This is a genomic window from Terribacillus sp. 7520-G, from assembly GCF_002271665.1.
Lineage (GTDB): Bacteria > Bacillota > Bacilli > Bacillales > Amphibacillaceae > Terribacillus.
Map to the genome: position 1 here is coordinate 74,606 of NZ_NQFP01000024.1, position 18,727 is coordinate 93,332.

Annotated in this window: 20 protein-coding genes; 17 read left to right on the plus strand and 3 right to left on the minus strand. The window is 46.9% G+C overall.

The genetic code is table 11. From position 1 onward, the window contains the following. Positions 1-8 precede the first annotated feature (8 nt). The 10 genes from CHH53_RS09690 to yunB all read left to right on the plus strand — a co-directional run bounded on the left by CHH53_RS09690 (position 9) and on the right by yunB (position 10,610). Positions 9-1,529 carry a xylulokinase gene (locus CHH53_RS09690; protein ID WP_095215917.1) on the plus strand — a complete coding sequence of 507 codons (1,521 nt, stop codon included), beginning with the start codon at positions 9-11 and terminating at the stop codon, positions 1,527-1,529. A 75-nt stretch (positions 1,530-1,604) separates the two neighbouring features. Next, positions 1,605-2,930, plus strand: a complete 1,326-nt coding sequence (locus tag CHH53_RS09695) for an MFS transporter (RefSeq protein ID WP_095215918.1) — start codon at positions 1,605-1,607, stop codon at positions 2,928-2,930. 164 nt (positions 2,931-3,094) lie between these two features. Next, positions 3,095-3,961 (plus strand): MurR/RpiR family transcriptional regulator, encoded by an 867-nt coding sequence (locus CHH53_RS09700; RefSeq protein ID WP_095215919.1) that lies wholly within the window; start codon positions 3,095-3,097, stop codon positions 3,959-3,961. Between the two features lie 116 nt (positions 3,962-4,077). Continuing rightward, positions 4,078-5,046: a 2-hydroxyacid dehydrogenase gene (locus CHH53_RS09705; RefSeq protein WP_095215920.1), complete on the plus strand. Its 969-nt coding sequence runs from the start codon at positions 4,078-4,080 to the stop codon at positions 5,044-5,046. 93 nt (positions 5,047-5,139) lie between these two features. Further along, positions 5,140-5,928 (plus strand): SDR family NAD(P)-dependent oxidoreductase, encoded by a 789-nt coding sequence (locus CHH53_RS09710; RefSeq protein WP_095215921.1) that lies wholly within the window; start codon positions 5,140-5,142, stop codon positions 5,926-5,928. A 77-nt stretch (positions 5,929-6,005) separates the two neighbouring features. Beyond that, positions 6,006-6,818, plus strand: coding sequence for a sulfite exporter TauE/SafE family protein (locus CHH53_RS09715; protein WP_095215922.1), 813 nt, complete (start codon positions 6,006-6,008; stop codon positions 6,816-6,818). A gap of 17 nt (positions 6,819-6,835) precedes the next feature. Further along, on the plus strand, positions 6,836-8,227 hold the full coding sequence (locus CHH53_RS09720) for a bifunctional metallophosphatase/5'-nucleotidase (protein ID WP_095215923.1): 1,392 nt from the start codon (positions 6,836-6,838) through the stop codon (positions 8,225-8,227). A 50-nt stretch (positions 8,228-8,277) separates the two neighbouring features. After that, positions 8,278-8,580: a YunC family protein gene (locus CHH53_RS09725; protein ID WP_095215992.1), complete on the plus strand. Its 303-nt coding sequence runs from the start codon at positions 8,278-8,280 to the stop codon at positions 8,578-8,580. Positions 8,581-8,679: 99 nt separating this feature from the next. Next, positions 8,680-9,771 (plus strand): HD-GYP domain-containing protein, encoded by a 1,092-nt coding sequence (locus tag CHH53_RS09730; RefSeq protein ID WP_095215924.1) that lies wholly within the window; start codon positions 8,680-8,682, stop codon positions 9,769-9,771. A gap of 53 nt (positions 9,772-9,824) precedes the next feature. Beyond that, positions 9,825-10,610: a sporulation protein YunB gene (gene yunB, locus CHH53_RS09735; RefSeq protein ID WP_095215925.1), complete on the plus strand. Its 786-nt coding sequence runs from the start codon at positions 9,825-9,827 to the stop codon at positions 10,608-10,610. A 3-nt stretch (positions 10,611-10,613) separates the two neighbouring features. Here the strand turns inward: yunB and CHH53_RS09740 are convergent, their stop codons facing one another. Further along, a complete protein-coding gene (locus CHH53_RS09740; protein ID WP_095215926.1) occupies positions 10,614-11,597 on the minus strand; it encodes a M23 family metallopeptidase in 984 nt (327 codons plus the stop codon). A gap of 147 nt (positions 11,598-11,744) precedes the next feature. On the opposite strand from CHH53_RS09740, the gene CHH53_RS09745 reads away from it, so the two are divergent. The 3 genes from CHH53_RS09745 to CHH53_RS09755 are packed head-to-tail and all read left to right on the plus strand — an operon-like array spanning position 11,745 to position 13,255. Continuing rightward, complete coding sequence (locus tag CHH53_RS09745) at positions 11,745-12,026, plus strand: YutD family protein (protein ID WP_095215993.1); 282 nt, start codon at positions 11,745-11,747, stop codon at positions 12,024-12,026. Positions 12,027-12,048: 22 nt separating this feature from the next. Then, positions 12,049-12,501 carry a DUF86 domain-containing protein gene (locus tag CHH53_RS09750; protein WP_095215927.1) on the plus strand — a complete coding sequence of 151 codons (453 nt, stop codon included), beginning with the start codon at positions 12,049-12,051 and terminating at the stop codon, positions 12,499-12,501. Further along, positions 12,488-13,255 carry a TIGR01457 family HAD-type hydrolase gene (locus CHH53_RS09755; protein WP_095215928.1) on the plus strand — a complete coding sequence of 256 codons (768 nt, stop codon included), beginning with the start codon at positions 12,488-12,490 and terminating at the stop codon, positions 13,253-13,255. Before CHH53_RS09750 ends, CHH53_RS09755 begins: the two co-directional genes overlap by 14 nt. Before the next feature lie 129 nt (positions 13,256-13,384). On the opposite strand, the gene CHH53_RS09760 is transcribed toward CHH53_RS09755, so the two are convergent. Continuing rightward, entirely contained in the window at positions 13,385-13,882 is a 498-nt protein-coding gene (locus tag CHH53_RS09760) for a phosphatidylglycerophosphatase A family protein (protein ID WP_095215929.1), read from the minus strand. A 126-nt stretch (positions 13,883-14,008) separates the two neighbouring features. Here CHH53_RS09760 and CHH53_RS09765 point away from each other — a divergent pair, with 126 nt between their 5' ends. From CHH53_RS09765 to thrB, 4 genes are all read left to right on the plus strand, one after another. Then, on the plus strand, positions 14,009-14,968 hold the full coding sequence (locus CHH53_RS09765; RefSeq protein ID WP_095215930.1) for a protein kinase family protein: 960 nt from the start codon (positions 14,009-14,011) through the stop codon (positions 14,966-14,968). Between the two features lie 88 nt (positions 14,969-15,056). Continuing rightward, the gene (locus CHH53_RS09770; RefSeq protein ID WP_095215931.1) at positions 15,057-16,352 is read left to right on the plus strand and encodes a homoserine dehydrogenase; all 1,296 of its coding nucleotides are present in this window, start codon (positions 15,057-15,059) and stop codon (positions 16,350-16,352) included. A 5-nt stretch (positions 16,353-16,357) separates the two neighbouring features. Next, positions 16,358-17,413: a threonine synthase gene (gene thrC, locus CHH53_RS09775; protein WP_095215932.1), complete on the plus strand. Its 1,056-nt coding sequence runs from the start codon at positions 16,358-16,360 to the stop codon at positions 17,411-17,413. Beyond that, the gene (gene thrB / locus CHH53_RS09780; protein WP_095215933.1) at positions 17,414-18,316 is read left to right on the plus strand and encodes a homoserine kinase; all 903 of its coding nucleotides are present in this window, start codon (positions 17,414-17,416) and stop codon (positions 18,314-18,316) included. A 90-nt stretch (positions 18,317-18,406) separates the two neighbouring features. On the opposite strand, the gene CHH53_RS09785 is transcribed toward thrB, so the two are convergent. Next, the gene (locus CHH53_RS09785; protein ID WP_038564952.1) at positions 18,407-18,631 is read right to left on the minus strand and encodes a NifU family protein; all 225 of its coding nucleotides are present in this window, start codon (positions 18,629-18,631) and stop codon (positions 18,407-18,409) included. Positions 18,632-18,727: the final 96 nt, after the last annotated feature.

Consider the following 18,727-nt stretch of genomic DNA (forward strand, 5'->3'; position numbering starts at 1 on the left):
TGACAAAAATGTCTCATATTATTGGTATTGATATAGGGACCAGTGGAATCAAAGTTGGGGCAATGGATAGGGAAGGAATATTAGGCTGCTTGGAATATCAGCCTTACTCCCTTCTTTTCCCTGCCCATGGTTTGGCCGAAATAGATTTAGAGGATGTTTGGCGGAAGACAAAGTCGTTATTTTTAAAGGTCTGGAGTCAGGTAGAGCGGTTAGGTGCCGTAGATGCAATCTCTCTTTCTACTTTTTGTAATTGTTCTGTTTTTTTGAATGAAGAAGGAGAGCCTTTATCACAAGGGATAATGTACTTTGACCAGCGTAGCAAGTTTGAATCCAGCTGGGTGAAAGATGTTATCGGTGAGGACCGGATATTCGAAGTGTCGAAAAACCGAATGGAGCCAGGAATGTTTACAATTACGACTCTTCTTTGGTTTAAGAATAATCATCCAGATCTCTATGATCAGATGTATAAATGGGGAAACCTATCCACGTTTATCTTGAATAAGCTGACCGGCAGTTTTGTCATGGATTGGACTCAAAGCTCTTTTACAGGAATGTACGATTTGAAAAATTATGAGTGGTCTTTGGACATTATAATGAAAGTAGGCATAGATAGGGAAAAACTTCCATCAGTGGTTGATCCAGCTTCCATTGTCGGCAATTTGGCTCTTGAAGAGATTGGTATAGAGGGCATACCAGTATTTGCCGGAGCTGCGGACACTGCTTGCTCCACTGTTGCACTCGGTGTCGGGATCAATGACATGTTTGAATCGGTAGGGACTTCGAATGTGCTGACTGTTTGTACCGATAATCCTGACAACTTGGATAATCGTTTTTTAAACAGATGCCATGTAATGAAACACCGCTGGCTCTCCCACGGCGCGATGTCATTTCCAGGTGCATGCATTCAGTGGTTTTATGAACAATTCTTAAAGCCGGAAGGGTATTCCAAGGATATTCTTGAAAACTTATGCAAGCAATCTCATATTGGTGCAGGCGGAGTATTCTTTCTGCCGTACATGCAGGGAGAACGATCGCCTATCTGGAATTTCGACGCAAGAGGAGTATTTGCGGGAATCAATTTAAATACTTCCAAAGCTGATATGTTCAGAGCTATATTAGAAGGATGTGCTTTCGGGCTCAAACAGATTTATGAAATTATCGAAACAAACTATCAGCTTCATGTGGAAAGCTTCCCATCTATCGGTGGGGGAGCAAAAAATAAGGAATGGGCTGGTATTAAATCAAACATCCTGAATAAAAAAATCCATCTGAAGGATATATCCGAAACGGCAGTCTTAGGAACATGTTTAATTGCTGGTTCATCAATCGGTTACTATTCATCTTTGGAAGAAGCAGCAAAGGCAGTCAGAAATCGCACTGTTTGCACTATAGAACCAAATACTGCTGTATTAAGCCAATATGAGGAACTATATGAGGTATTCAAGCAATTATATCCATCGTTGCAGATGTTCTTTGCTCTAAGTTCCAAATCCAGACGAGAGAAAAACTCTCTTGAAGAAATAGTGTAGAATTTTGTAAGCCCTTACATCAGGTTGCGCATCTGCTGTGTATTTTAATAAATGAAATTTGGGGGAGGCAAGACAATGGCTTTACCTGAATCTGAATTTCGCACGAAGAATAAATCCAACTACCGTTGGATAGTCCTCTTGATCATATTCATTCTGTATATTGTCTGTTATGCGGATCGCGCAAATATAGGTGTGCTGCTGCCGTTTATTCAAGAAGACTTTGTTCTTAGTAACTTTCAGGCAGGTGCAATCTCAAGTTTCTTTTTCTTAGGCTATGCTGTATCACAAATTCCAGCTGGTTTTTTACTCAGTAAAAGAGGGACTCGCAGCATTGTAGCCATCGCAGCTATTGCATTTTCCATAGTCACTTTCCTTCTGGGGACTGTCTCAGGTGCGGCAATGCTGATTTTGCTCCGTTTAGCTCTGGGTCTGGCTGAAGGACCAGTTCCTGTCAGTATGTCTACAACGATAAATAACTGGTTCCCAGCTAAAGAAAAAGCGACTGCAACTGGTGTTTATATTGCTTCTACACAGCTTGCTCCGATATTTGTACCAATCGTGACCACGGCAATCGCTGTTTCATTAGGCTGGCGTTATGTGTTTTTCTGGTTTGCGGTTCCAGGTATCATCATAGCCATCATTTGGTACTTTTTGGTTAGGACAAAACCGGAAGAAAGTACCAAAGTATCCAAAGCCGAATTGGAATATATCCGCCATGAAGAGGCTCCCATAATGGAATCGGTAGTACAGGAAGAAAAATCACTTGGATGGATTGATAAAGTGATTCGTTACAAGAAGGTGGAGCCATTAAGTACCTACAAAAGCATTTTCACCTCTTGGAATATCATGGGTAATACATTTACTTACTTCTTAATGAATAGTGTTTTGTATGGCATGTTAACTTGGGTCCCGATGTATCTGGTTAATGCCAAGGGCTATTCCTTTATGCAAATGGGGTTTGTTGCGGCCACTCCTGCAGTTGGCGGATTGGTTGGTGCTATTTTAGGAGGGATCATATCAGATAAAGTTTTTCTCAATAGGCGTAAACCAACCATGTTGATTACAGCAATCGCTACAGCGATCATGATGCTTGTTGTGATAAATATTCCAGACAATGGAGCGGTTGTAGCAATAAGTCTAGCTCTGGCTGGATTCTTCCTCAATATCGGGTGGCCGGCATTTACTGCCTATCCTATGGGACTTACAACCAGGGAAACCTTTCCAGTGGCGATTGCTACGGTAAATAGTGGTGGAAACCTAGGGGGATTTTTTGCTCCAATGATAGTAGGAGCAATTCTGGATGCGACAGGGAATTATGATATTGCCTTCGGTTTCTTTGGGATATTGCTTGTTCTCGGGTTCCTCATCATTCTCACATTGAAAGAACCTAAGGTAGCATGACATGGACTTTAGCTGAATCCGCAATTCATGTTAAATGAATAATGTGTTTTTTATGTCGGGGGCATGGAAAATTCCATTGCCTTTCTTTTTTCAATTAGAAAAGAAGGCACCATTATAATAAAATAGTAATTACAAGAAATAAGAAGAGAAGGTAGGAATTATCAATGAACGGTTTAAATATCAATACCACTCCCGGTTTTTTTACCAGAATTAATGCAGCGAAGACAAAGCTGAGGGATTCTGAGAAAAAGATAGTTGAGTTCATTGAAAATCATCAAGAAGAAATCATTCATCTGTCTATTACGGAAGTTGCAGAAAGAAGTGAAACAAGTGAATCCTCTGTTGTCCGTTTATGTAAGCGGCTCGGGTATAAAGGATTTCAGGACTTTAAAATTCATCTGGCCAAAGAGGTTGTTGCCCCAGACAAGCAGATTTCGGAAGTGATCGAAAAAGGTGATGATTTCATTACAATAAAAAAGAAGGTTTTCCAATCAAATATCCAAGCTCTGTATGATTCCATTGAAGTATGCAGCGACGAGGAAATCCAGGAAGCTGTAAAAGCGATATCTAAAGCAAGGTTGATTGAATTTTATGGTACCGGTGGTTCAGGAACAGTTGCGCTGGATGCTCACCATAAGCTATTAAAACTAGGGATAAAATCGTTTGCCTATAATGATGCTGTACTCCAGGCAATGTCCGCCAGCGTGCTTACAGAACAGGATGTTGTGATAGGGATTTCCCATACTGGATCGAATAGAGAAGTTCTGGCAGCCATGGAATTGGCTAAAGAGGCAGGAGCAACACGGATTTGCATTACCAATTCAACTAAGTCACCGATTACAAAAATATCTGATATCGTCCTTCAAACAGCGTCGAATGAAACATTATTCCGCACAGATGCAATATCCTCCAGGATTGCTCAGTTGACGATTGTCGATGTGTTAGTGGCAGCTGTAGCTAACCAGAGATACGAATATTATCTATCTAATTTACAGAAGACTCGCACCTCGACCACTGGAAAAAAACTGTAGGGAGATTTCTTCTTTGGAGATATATTTGAAGGAAACTTCCACCTGTTTAATGTATCGGAAATTGAAAACGAATTCCTTAATAGTTTGATTTCCATCCCAAAAAGGAGGAGAAAAACTTGAAGAGCAAGGTTTATCTGACTAGGAAGCTGCCAAGAGAAGTTCTTGATAAGCTATCTGGCTATTTTCAATTGAAAATGTGGGAGGAAGAAAACATACCTGTACCGAGAGATGTTTTGCTGAAAGAAATAGAAGATACAGATGGCTTATTATGTTTGTTAACAGATGCCATTGATGAAGAAATGGTAAATAGAGCTGCTCAGCTAAAGGTTATTTGTAACCTGGCTGTCGGCTATGACAATATCGATATGGAAGCAGCGGCAAAGAAAGGTATCATCATTACAAATACGCCGGGAGTTTTGACCGAAACTACAGCCGATTTGACTTTTGCATTGTTAATGGCAGCTGGACGGAGAGTTGTGGAAGCATCAGATACATTGCGCAGTGGGGGCTGGGGAGCGTGGTCCCTAATGCAGTTGACGGGACAGGATATTCACGGCGCTACCATAGGCATCATTGGATTGGGCCGAATTGGAGAAGCACTTGTGAAACGGGCGAAAGGCTTTGATATGAACGTACTTTATTATAGTCGAACCAGAAAGATTAACAAGGAACAGGAACTGGATATCTCATATGCAAATCTGCCTGACTTATTACGACAGTCTGATTATGTATGTATCATGATTCCGTATAACGATGAATCCCACCACATGATTGGGGAAGAAGAATTATCACTCATGAAAAACACTGCGATATTAGTAAATTCATCAAGAGGCGGAATTGTCGATGAGGATGCTCTATATAATGCCTTGAGCCGAGGGGACATATGGGCGGCAGGGCTGGATGTTTTCGAACAAGAGCCGGTACGCCTTGAGCATCCATTACTTTCCTTGCCAAACGTGGTCGCGCTGCCACATATAGGAAGTGCCAGTGTAAGAACCAGAATGCAGATGGCTCATTTAGCTGCTGATAATTTGGTAAGTGCCCTGACTAGAGGTATTCCTATTACTCCTGTCCGTGAACACTGAGTGATTTCCATATAAGTTGAGAGCCAGTATGCACGGTGCGTTTGAGGATGACCAGTGCCGGGAACATTTCCTTTAACAAAGGAGATGAAGCCCATGCACTACAATCTGGAAGGAAAAGTAGCAATCGTTACCGGGGCCAATGATGGTATTGGTCTGGAAACAGCAAAAGCATTTCTGGATGAAGGAGCCAAAGTCGTCGGAGTCAGCTTGAAAACAGATGATGTGAAGGACATGGCGGATCGTTCTTCGTTCCTGCCGCTGGCACTGGATCTGACAGATGAAGGTGCAGCGGATAAAGTAGTGGAGGCTGCCGTCTCCCATTTCGGGAAGCTGGATATGTTAGCTAATATTGCTGGAATTGCCATCTATAAAGATAGCTTCATGGATGTGACACTTGATATTTGGCGTGAGACTTTCGAGACGAACTTGTTTGCAGTGGTAGCCCTGACGAAGGCTGCCATTCCGGAACTGAAGAAACAGCCGGGTGCAAGCATCGTGAATGTGGCATCCGAAAGCGGGCATGTGCCGGATTCGTTCGCGATAGATTATAGCGCAAGCAAAGCAGCCATTCTCAATCTCACGCAGGCTTTGGCTGATGAATTCGGCGGGGATATCCGAGTGAATGTCGTTTCACCAGGTCCGACGCGGACGACGATGTGGAATGAACCCGGCGGCATGGTCGATATGCTCAGCGATATGTTCGATAAAGAAGGCGAGGAGGCTGTCAGCTACTTCGCGAAGGAAGTCCGTCAGATACCTCGCGGGGAAATCGGCAAGCCGGAGGAGATCGCCAATGTGATTGCCTTCTTGGCTTCCGATAAAGCAGCATATGTCAATGGCGCGGAAATTCCGGTGAACGGCGGATCGGTCAAATATAAATGAATTCTGTTATAATGGTATGACTGCGGTATGCAGTCATGCTATTTTTATATTCTACATAAAAGATGGAAGGGATACCTATGGTTTTTGCCGTAAGTTTAGTAATAGGACTCCTTGCAGCAGCGCTCGGCAGTCTGGTAGGTTTGGGAGGAGGAATCATCCTTGTGCCGGCACTGCTGATTTTGAGCAGCTTTTGGGAGGGATTCAGTTGGGCTACACCACAAGCAATCGTTGGTGTATCTGTCATCTTTATGATTTTTACAGGCTTGTCTTCTACGCTTACATATATGAAAAGCGGGCGGGTTGATTACAAAAGCGGACTCATTTTCTTGGCAGGCGGGATGCCGGGAGCTATTCTTGGTTCATTCCTGAATCGTTTTATCTCGGGTGATGGTTTTTCGCTATACTTTGGCATACTGGTGCTGCTTGTTTTCTTTATGTTCTTCGTAAAACGCAAGGAACGAGAAGTGATCAACCCGAAAGGTATCATCGTTACAAAAGAGATCGACGGAACCACATATACATATAGCTTCCGTTTCATAGCAGCATTTGTACTGTCGTTGTTTGTGGGATTGCTTTCCGGTATGTTCGGCATTGGCGGAGGCAGCTTCATGGTGCCTGCCATGATCCTGATGTTCGGATTCCCGGCACATGTCGCTGTCGCCACAAGTATGCTGATGGTATTTTTCCTGAGTATCGTTAGTACTGTCATGCATATTTCCCTCGGGCATGTGGAATGGAACGTTGTATGGGCCTTTATTCCAGGGGCGATTCTTGGCGGTATACTCGGAGCGAAAATCAACCAGCTGCTCAAGGGGAATACGGTTGTCTGGATATTGCGTATCATGCTCGTATTAGTTGCTGTCCGTCTGATCTGGGATGGGTTGTCGTAATAAAGGAGTAGAGAAGGATGCAGGAAAAGCTGACTATCAACTACACAAATGATTTGCATAGCTATTTTGAAAACTGGCCGAAGATCACCGGTTATTTGAAGCGGAATAAGCAGAAGCTTACGGATGCTGGGGAAACATGCTGGCTGATTGATATTGGTGATCATGTCGATCGATCCCGGCCGATTGCAGAGGCATTCCGCGGCAAAGCGAACATAAGCTTGCTGAATGAAGCGGGTTATGATTTCGCCACGATCGGGAACAATGAAGGGATCACACTGGATTATGATGATCTTTATCATTTATATGATGAAGCGGAATTCCGTGTAGCCGTAGCGAATCTCCATTCACAAAAGGATGAGGATCCTGGCTGGATGGAGTCTTCCTGGATTGTCGAAACTGCCGGCGGGATGAAAGTCGGCATGATCGGGCTGACGGCGCCTTTTCCGGATTTCTATAATCTGATCGGCTGGGATATCGAGGATCCAATGCAAGTGCTGAAGCGTGAGATCGGCAAGCTTGGGCCTTCCTGTGATGTGGTTGTATTGCTTTCCCACTTAGGTATTTATGCGGATCGTGATATAGCGGCTGCCTTTCCGGAAATAGACATAATCATTGGCGGGCATACCCATCATCTGCTTCATGAAGGCGAATATGTAAATCAATGCCTGATCACGACTGCAGGCAAGCAGGGCTTTTATTTCGGTGAAGTGGAAATCATCTGGGACGCAGAACAGCAAGTCATCATCGAAAAGAAAGCCAAGGCCATACCCGTGGCAGACTTGGAAGAGGATGCCGACATGGCAGAGCAGGTTGCGGTCTATTCGGATAACGCAGTGAAAGCCATGCATCGTCCTGCCGTTGTGCTGCCGGATCCAATGCCATCTGCTCCATATGAAGATTCCCATGTGATGGATCTTTTGACAGATTATCTGCATCGATGGACGGGTGCAGATCTTGCTTTTCTGAATGCCGGCGTGCTGCTGGATAGTTTTCCGGCAGGAGCTGTATCCTATATGGATATCCACCGAATCTGCCCGCATCCGATCAATCCCGCAACGGTACCATTGACGGGCGAAGAGCTGCAACAGATTGTCGACGCTGCCCTGCAGCCCGATTTCGTCACTTTCCCGCTCAAAGGTTTCGGCTTCCGCGGCAAGGTCATCGGAAAGATGGTGTACAGCGGATTATCGTTTGATATAGCTGGTACGACAGCAAAACCGAAAGCGGTGAATTTGCGGATCAACGGCAAGCCGCTTGAACCGGAACGACGCTATATCACTGCCATGGCTGACACATTCACTTTCGGCAGTTTGCTCCCGTGTATCAAGCAGGCGGAAGGAAAGAAATATTATATGCCGGAAATGCTTCGGGATCTGCTCCTGGAAGCATTGAAGGAAATTGAAAAATGAGCAAACACCTCCGTTTTTCCTACATAGGATATAACGGAGGTGTATTTAAATTGATGACTGTAGAACCCATGTTTTTGGAAGGGAAGCCTTTTACCGCCGTAACAGTCAAACTGCCGAAAACAACCCTGCTGGTCGTGTCGAATGATGTCGGTTATATCATGTGCGGAGCGCTGGATGTTGATTTGCTCAATGACAGATTAGCCGATCGAAACATCATTTCCGGGAGGGCGGTCGGTGTCAAGACGATAGAGCAGCTGCTGGCTGCACCGCTTGAAAAAGTAACGGATGCTTCTTTGGCGTACGGCTGGAAACCTGGTATCACAGGTAAAGAAGCGCTGCTCCTCCTGCCTTGAAAAAATTGTCGAAGCCTGTATCATCATTCTAGATTGTTTGGCGTTTTTCTGGTACTATTTTATCAGAATGGAATGTTGGAGAAGATAAGGGGTACGACAATGAGATTAGTTTCGACAAAATCGGTAAAGCCCGGAAGCCGGCTCGCCCAGCCCGTATATAATGATAAAGGCAGTATACTTATCCAGCGGGATGTGGAATTGACGGCTGGTATTATCGATCGTTTAAAGGAGCTAAGGTATACCTATGTCTATATCCGGGATGACAGGCTGCAGGACATCGAGCTTGCATTCTCCACTTCCAATGAAGAGCGCCTAAAAGCGATGCAGGTCATCCATAAGTCCTTTCAGGAAATCAAGCGAAGTGAAAACGGACGATATTTGACAGACAAAATGACTGAAAAAATCACGAGTTCCATCCAGGAGATGGTAAGCAATCTTCGGCCGAAGCGCCAAACATTGACGATCCTATCCGATATGCTCATATACGACGATTATATCTTTTCTCATTCAGTCAATGTCGCGCTGTATGCGATGGCGATTGCCAACGAAATGCGGCTTCCGATTTCCGTTGTCGAGGAAATCGGATTCGGAGCCATTTTGCATGATGTAGGAAAAATGTTTGTCCCCCAGGAAATTCTGCAGAAGACCGGAAAACTGACGGACGCAGAATTCGAGCAGATCAAGGAGCATACGACGAAAGGCTTTCATTATTTACGCCAGATGAAGAATATCCCGCTTGTCATAGCACATTGCGCTTACCAGCATCACGAACGGATAAATGGTTCTGGTTACCCCCGCGGCATAAGCGGTCCGGATATTCATTTCTATGCCAAGATTATCGGCATCGCTGATGTATTCGACGCTGTGACGAGCAACCGTGTATACCGGGATGCCATGCTGCCGCATGAAGGCTTGGAAATATTATTTGCCGGAGCAGGCGATCAGTTCGATATGGAGATGGTCGAGGCCTTCAAAAGAAGTGTGGCCATTTATCCAACAGGGCTGACTGTACGGCTGAGTGATGGCCGCATGGGCATCGTCATCCGGCAGAATGAGGATATCAATACCCGGCCGATTGTCCGGATTTTGCAGGAGGCCGATGGGACGGATCCGGAGCCATATGAAGTGGATCTGTATGAGCATTTGAATATCACGGTAGTCGCTTGTTCGACATCAGCTGAGAGCGACTAGCCTATTCTAAGCTCCCTTGGTCAAGCATAAGCTTGTTTCAAGGGGGTTTTTTCATGCGTCCATGGCAGCGCAGAGCTTCTAAAGCACCACCTTCCTTTCGCCATGTGCTCCTGATGAGCATATTGCTTTTCCTGCTGTTGACGTCCTTGAGTCTATGGCTGGTGAATAGGGGATTGGAGCCGACGCTTATGGCAATTGCCGAGACGAAGACAGAGCAGTTTGCCAAACAGGCGATCAACCAGGCAGTGCAGGCGGAGAAGGAAGCGGATTTGGACTTGAATGCATTCGTGCAAGTAGAGAAAGATGCGAATGGGAATGTCACACATGCCAGCTGGGATGCTGCAACCGTGAATGAAGTGCTGCGGAAGGTGACTTTTCGCGTACAGAATTATTTGCGGCTGATGGAGGATGGGGAAATGCCTGCCATCAGTCAGGAGCAGCTGGCAGAGGAGGCTGCGGCCGATGTCATCCAGGAGAAATTGGAGGAAGATCCGACTCTGGTCGATATACCGCTTGGTCAAGCAACCAATAATGCTTTGCTTGCCAATCTTGGTCCGCGGATCCCGGTGAAATTCGAAATGATCGGTTATGTGGAGTCTGGTGTCGATGTAAAGGTGGAGGAATATGGCATCAACAATGCAATGTTCGTCTTCATGGTCGAAATCAAAGCAAATGTCCGGATCATCATCCCATTCTCAACCAAGACGACGACAGTGAAACAGGATGTGCTGCTTGGCAGCACGGTCATCCAGGGGCAAGTACCGGAATTTTATAATAATGGAGGGGGATCTGGTTCATCACCATCGTTCTCCATACCAATGCAAAAGGAAGGCGAATGACTTTCAGCCTTCCCTTTTTTGCTGTTTTGATTTTTGTTCCCAAATTCTTAGGTAAGGGTATGGATCGAAGGAAAATTCCGATCTTCCATTGTCTTTATACATACCATAATGCAAATGCGGCGGGAATTTCCCTGATGTTCCAGGCGGGCCGTAACCGCTTGCGCCTACATAGCCGATGACATCACCGGGTTTGACGACATCCCCGACGGATACCCCTTTTTCAAACCCGTTCAAATGGGCATAGTAGTGATAAATATTATTGCTGTCCCGAAGACCGATGCGCCAGCCGCCGTACAGATTCCAGCCCTTTAGTTCAATGACACCGTATGTGGTTGCGTACACAGGCACACCATAATTGGCGAAGATATCCGTGCCTTCATGAATCCTTCTTCCGCCAAAGCCCCTGGCATCTCCCCATGTGTTCCGATAGCTGTAGTTATGGCGGAGCGGCAGCGGAAAAGAGCGCTCGTCCAGTTCGATCGTATCGAACTTTTCATAGAGCTTGGCCGTATTCATGATGGTCTGGACGGTAAGGTCACGTTCATAATAATGCCAGAGGGCAATCTTGATGTCGTTCTTCGTCGTCCCGGTCCTCTGGATGAAAGAAGCTACCGTGTAAAGGACATCCTCTGGATTGTCGGGATCGGCCTTCTTGTCCCCATCGCCATCCCGTCCTAAACCATGGAACCATATAATGGAGGATTCATCTGCATCGTCCCCATGTTTGGCAGCGCCAAACCATTTCTCCTCCGGAATTTCGATTGCAATCAATTTCTCTTCTTTGGATTCTGTCGGGAGATTATGCTCATACTGATCGATTGCAGCCAGATAATACCAAGGAAGTCCTGTGGCAGCTGCCGTCTTTTTGTAAAGTGCCATGCGCTCCTGCTTGGCCTCATCGCTTTTTTCCGCTCCTTTGACAGAAGCCGGGAATGGAAAGCTTGAGAACAGGAGGATCAGCAGCATGGCAATGTATATCTTTTTCATGTGCTGCTCACCTTTCCTTGTACGTTTGCTGTTAGTTTGTACAGAGATCGGAATTTCATGAGTCATAATCACGAGTCCCGAAGGAAGGGAAGCGAAATTATAATGGAAATATGCTAAACTAGAGGCAGGATAGGGGAGTCGATAGTGGTGAAAACAACAGTACAAGGCAAACATTATGAAGTTGTGCAGGATATAAAGGGAGCCTTTCAGGAACAGGCATTCCAAAACCGCTACAGCGAAATCTTGACGAAATATGATTATATTGTAGGTGACTGGGGATATGAACAGCTTCGTCTGAAAGGTTTCTTTGACGACGATAATCCGAAGGCCACCTTCGACACGAAAATCAGCACATTGGAAGATTATTTGTATGAGTATTGCAATTTTGGGTGTGCCTACTTTGTCCTGAAAAAGCTTCCGGCAAAGTAAGTGCAAGAGAGGGGCAATGACAATGTACTTTGTGGATAAACGAAAAATAGAAGAAGTCCTTACATATATGGAAGAACTGCTGGCTGCAGAGATTCCTTCCGGGGAAGGGATTTCCGAAAAGCTTGCTGCCGAACGCCGGGCGCAGCTCTTGATCGAGGGTATCCTTGATACGGGAAATAGTGTGATCGACGGATTCATCATGCGTGATCCGGGCAGCTATGATGATATTATCGACATCCTTGCCGACGAACAGGTGATAGAGGAAGATACGGCACCGGCCTTCAAGGAAATCATTGCATTGCGCAAAATGCTTACTGGCGATTATCTGCATGTGGATCACAAAAAGCTTGCTGAAACGATGGAGGAATATAAGGGATTGCTGGGGCATTATGTGGAATGGGTAAGGGCATATCTGGTGAATGAGACGCGGACAGCTTCCGCTTTTGCAAGGAGCGGTGACAATGAAAGCATATGAAGGGTATCTGATTGATTTAGATGGAACCATGTATCTTGGGAATGAACGGATCGAAGCGGCCCCAGGATTCATCCGCAGCTTGAAGGATGCGGGTAAAAAGCATCTTTTCGTGACGAATAACTCCACGCGTACACAGGAGCAGGTGGCGGCAAAGCTTCGTCACATGGATATTGAAGCCGATCCAGAAGATGTATTCACGACGAGTATGGCAACAGCTGCCTATATTCGCGAGCATGATCCGAAAGCGCGGGTATATGCCATTGGGGAAGAGGGGCTTTTCGATGCCCTGGCAAAAGAGGAACTCACGTTGGCAGAAGAGGACTGCGATTATGTCGTAATCGGCCTAGATACCAACATTACATACGAAAAGCTGGCAAAGGCATGCTTGCTTGTCCGGGCAGGTGCAAAGTTCCTTTCGACGAACAGTGACCGGGCACTGCCGACCGAAGCAGGCTTGATGCCCGGCAACGGGTCGCTGACGGCTGTCATTTCCGTAAGCACTGGCATCGAACCGACATTCATCGGGAAACCAGAAAGCATCATGATGGAACAGGCCAGGAAGCTATTGGATCTGGACAGGGAACAAGTCCTCATGGTAGGTGACAATTACCTGACAGACATCACTGCCGGAATCAGGGCGGGAATAGACACACTGATGGTATGCACCGGTTTTACAAAACGGGACGAGCTTCCATCCCTTGATCCAAAACCGACTTATACAATCGATACGCTGAACGAATGGGAATTCAAATAAAGAGCAGCCCCGTCAATGGGGGCTGCTCTTTTTTCCTTGGAAAAACCCCAGTGATAGCAGTTCCTGATGCCCTCCGCAGGATTCCTTACATTTTTTAAAAAAGCAGCCTTTCCAAGCTGCTGCTTCTTTTTAACCATCGATATTTTGTTCTTCATTCTGACTGTGTGCAAGCCTGCTGGCTGCTGCAGCAGCAATAGCCCCGACAATATCATCCAGGAACGTATGGCATTCCCCGGTGCTCTTATCATTGAGCTTTGCCAGGATGCCTGGCTTCTGCTTGTCGATGTAGCCGTAATTCGTGAATCCGATGGAGCCATATAGGTTGATGATGGAGAGTGCGATCACCTCATCGATACCATATAAACTCTCATCCCGCGCCAGGTTATCCTGCAGCGGCTGTTCCAGTTTCCCCTGTTCGGTAAGTACATCAAGCTGGATACCTGTCAGGATGGCGTTCTGGACCTCTCTTTTGGACAAGACACGTTCCACATTATAAATGCAGCGATCCATAGTCAGGCCAGGATAATATTTATTCTGCAGGAAATGGACAAGCTCTGCAATGTCTTCGATTTGTACACCACGCTCGATTAGCCATTCCCGTGCCTTTTTCTCTAATTCTGTTGTCATGAGATCACTTCGCTTTCCTATGTATGATTCTGTTAGCAGTATACCCTTTTAGCTTATGCGCCAATCATCAGGTCTGAACATGAATCTCGCCGCTGCTTCATAACATAAAGCAGGAGGTGTTTGCCCGTGTTGCAGCTGATGCAGAAATATATGCCCGGATTCAGCGGGAAACCGGTTTCCTATCGCAATTATCATGCCTATCGGACGGCGGATCGATTATATGTCATCATACCAGCCAGGACGGACCAAGACAGCTATTATGAATTGGCTGCTATCACTGCTTATTTGCAGGAGGCGGGCTTTCCGCGTCTTGCGCAGCCGATGCTAACGACAGAAGGACAGATTTTGACGGTATATGAAAATACAGCCTACCTGGTCGTGGAAATGCCGCCGCCCTATACGAGGGATCTCCAAGCCCATGGTGCTGAATTGGCTTCCTTCCATCAGCTTGGTGCCAGCTGTCCGTTTGCGCCCGATACGCTATCCAGCTATGGAAAATGGGGGGATTTATGGACGGCGCGTTTGTCACAGGCCGAAAAGCTCTATGCAGAAATGTATCAAAAACGTCCCCTTGTCCATGAGGAGAGAGTATTCCTCGATACATTTTATTATGTGATCGGGAGGACCGAACTCGCGATACAATATCTGAATGAAACGAATGATGAATTCCGTTTTACGGAATCCGATCAGCCAACGACTGTATTCATGAAATACCGATCCGAGCTGGCAGACACATATGTACTGCCCCATACAATCGTTTATGATCATCCAGCACGTGATCTGGCGGAATATACAAGGAATTCCTTCTTCAACGAGGAAATGAATGAAGCTGCCGAATTCCTGCGGTCTTATATGCAGGTGCGTCCTCTCTCGGTTTTCGGAATGAGGCTGCTGTATGCCAGGCTGATCATGCCGCTTCATCTGTTCGATCAAATGGAAAAGGGACTGGCAGGGACCGCGGGGAAAGAATATGAAAAACTTATCATGCAGCAAAGTGTATATGAACAGCGCTTGGCCGGGCTATTTCAGTATATGCAGGTGGATCCGCGGGTACTCGAGATACCTTTGTTGGAAAATTTTTTGTAAAGTTGGTTGCGATGGCAGATTGATAGAGTTATAATGTCCTTTATATAAAAACAATTGTTTATTTCAGATGGACAGGAGGCTGGATGGGATGAAGCAAAAGATTCAAATCGGCTTATGCGGCCTTGGGACAGTCGGAAGCGGCGTTGTTCAGATTTTGCAGGAGCATCAAGAACAAATACGCTATAAGCTTGGCTGTGAAGTGGAAGTGGCCAAGATTCTCGTCAAAAACAAAGACAAGAAGAGGGAATATATAGAGGATCCCGGCATTTTGACGATAGAGCCTGCCGATATCACGGATAATCCGGCGATCGATATTGTCGTCGAAGTGATGGGCGGGCTGGAAGATACGTATCAGCTGCTGGAGCGCAGCATCCGTAATCGTAAACAGATTGTGACAGCCAATAAAGACCTGATGGCAGAGCACGGTGATAAGCTGTTTGCGCTGTCCCAGGAATTTGATACCGATATTTACTACGAGGCCAGTGTTGCCGGCGGTATCCCGATCCTGCGATCGCTGAGTGATGGCCTTGCTTCAGATAAGATCCAGAAAGTGATGGGGATCGTCAATGGAACGACGAATTTCATCCTGACGAAGATGACAGATGAAAAACTATCCTTTGAAGCAGTACTGGCGGAGGCGCAGGAGCTCGGATTCGCAGAAGCTGATCCGACTTCGGACGTGGAAGGCCTGGATGCTGCCCGCAAGATGACCCTGCTGGCTAACCTGGCTTTCAAGATGCCTGTGGCATATGGGGATGTCGAAGTGGCCGGCATCACTTCCATCTCTCAGGAAGATATCGAGTTTGCGGGGAGGCTCGGTTATATCGTCAAGCTGATTGGGATTGCAGCCGCGGATGATGGGAAAGTAGAGGTGAGTGTGGAGCCGACACTGCTGCCGGAAGCACATCCACTCGCACAGGTGAAGAATGAATTCAATGCTGTCTATGTATATGGGCAGGCAGTCGGGGAGACGATGTTCTACGGGCCGGGAGCAGGCGGACTGCCGACAGCGACGGCAGTCGTATCGGATTTGATGGAAGTGGTCAAAAATATCCGGCTTGGCGTAAACGGAAAGGCTTATGTGCAGCCGCAGTACAAGACTGCTTTAAAAGATGATACCGAAAAACATGCAAAGTACTTCATCAGGGTGGAAGCAGAGGACCAGACGGGTGCATTCCACGCAGTCACCAATGTGTTTGCCGGACAGGATGTCTCATTTGCGAAGATCCTGCAGCTGCCGCATACTAGCTCGAAGACAGCTGAGGTCGTCATGGTGACACACAAACACAGTAAGCAGCAAATCGAAAACAGCATACAGCAGCTGGAGCAATTGGACGTCGTGAAACGAGTCATCAGCTGCTATCGTGTAGATGGAGAGGATTGAGCAGGATGGTATGGAATGGATTATTGGAAGCTTATAAGGAGCATTTGCCGATTTCGGATGAAACACCAGCTGTCAGTCTTGGGGAGGGCAACACACCTCTTGTGAAGCTGGAGAAAATATCAGCAGCGTATGGGATTGAAGCATATGCCAAAATCGAAGGTGCGAACCCTACGGGAAGCTTCAAGGACCGCGGCATGGTGATGGCAATTGCCAAGGCAAAAGAAGCAGGGGCAAAAGCAGTCATCTGTGCCTCCACAGGGAATACTTCGGCTTCGGCAGCTGCGTATGCAGCACGTGCCGGGATGCGCTGCTTTGTCGTCATTCCGGAAGGCAAAATAGCCCAAGGCAAGCTTGCACAGGCTGTCATGTACGGAGCGGAAATCTTCTCGATAGAAGGCAACTTCGATGATGCACTGCGCGTGGTACGGAACTTGAGTGAGACGGAGCCAGTCGCGCTTGTCAATTCCGTCAATCCATATCGTCTCGAGGGGCAGAAGACAGCAGCCTTCGAGCTTTGCGAACAATTGGGACAAGCTCCTGATTATCTGTTCATTCCAGTCGGCAATGCAGGCAATATCAGTGCTTACTGGAAAGGCTTCAAAGAATATGGGCAAGAAAAAGGATTCCACCTGCCCGTACTGAAAGGCTATCAAGCAAGCGGGGCTGCACCGATCGTGCATGACCGCGTGTTCGAGAATCCCGAGACCGTCGGTACAGCCATCCGTATCGGGAATCCGGCAAGCTGGCAAAAGGCGACTGCTGCCAGGGATGAATCAGGCGGGACGATCGATGAGGTGACAGATGGGCAAATCATCGCTGCTTATCAGAAAATCGCCCGCGAGGAAGGCATATTTGCGGAACCGGGATCATGCGCATCATTCGCAGGACTTTTGAAGGCACTGGAACAGGATGAGGTGGAAAAAGGTTCGAGAGTGGTCTGCGTGCTCACCGGGAATGGATTGAAGGATCCGAATACAGCGATCGAATACAGCACGATCCAGCCGCTTGTCCTCCCGAATGAAGAAAAAGTGATTGCGGACGCCATCAAGGAGCGGATGTAAATGAAGCGCTGGCAAATAAGCGTCCCGGCAAGCACGGCCAATATCGGACCTGGCTTCGATTCTGTCGGAATCGCCTTGAATCTGTATCTGGAATTGGAAGTGCAGCCGGGAGATGAGTGGGAATTCATCCCGATGTCAGATGCAGTTCAAGGTCTGCCGTCCGGCAAGGACAATATGATTTATGAAACAGCGATGTTCGCTGCCAAACGCTATGGATATGAAGAGCTGCCACCCTGTACGGTCCGCATGAGCAGCAATATCCCGTTGGCAAGGGGGCTTGGCAGCAGTGCGACTGCCCTGGTGGCCGGGATAGAGCTGGCGGACAGCCTTTTATCGCTGCAGCTTAGCAATGAAGAAAAGCTGGAGATCGCTGTTGGTTTGGAAGGCCATCCAGACAATGCAGCCCCGTCTATTTTGGGAGGCTGCGTGATTGGATATTATGATGACAAGGTCCATTATGTTCAGGCTCCCATCAAGGATGTGCGCTTCCTGGCTGTGATCCCGCCTTTCAAGCTGGCAACAGCGGATGCCAGAGCGATCCTGCCGGAGCAGCTTCCATATAAAGAAGCGGTGAAGGCAAGCGGCATTGCCAATGTAGCGGTGGCTGCCTTGCTGCAGCAGGATTGGCAGCTGCTTGGGGAAATGATGGATAAAGATCTTTTCCACCAGCCCTACAGACAGCTGATGATCCCGCATTATGGGGAAATAGCTGATTCCTTGCAGGAGGCGGCATATGGTGTCTACTTGAGCGGAGCCGGCCCGACGATGATTGCTGTCCTGGATGAAGCAGGAGCAGATGCCATTCACGCGGATTATCAGAACAAATATCCGGACTTTGAATGGCTGCTGCTTTCCTGCGCTGCAAAAGGCAGCTGTGCAGAAGAGCTGGCCATCGAAGCGTGAGAAAAACCCACAGAAGCGATTTCTGTGGGTTTTCAGATTGAAAATAGAAAACAGCGGGGATCGATCATACCCGCTGTTTTATGCATTGTATTAAAATACTTGCTCGATCTCACGCACACCAGGAACCTCAGCCATCAAGGCACGTTCGATTCCGGCTTTCAATGTGATCGTAGAGCTTGGGCAGTTACCGCATGCTCCCATGAGACGAAGACGCACGATACCTTCATCAACATCGACAAGTTCGACGTCGCCGCCATCACGAAGCAAGAATGGACGTAATTTATTCAGAACTTCTTGTACTTGGTTTTCCATCATCCATTTTCCCCCTTACGATTATATATACATTATAAATCCTTTCCGTCAAAAAATCCACGATGGCTAACTGAGAAATTTTATCAATTAAAAACATGT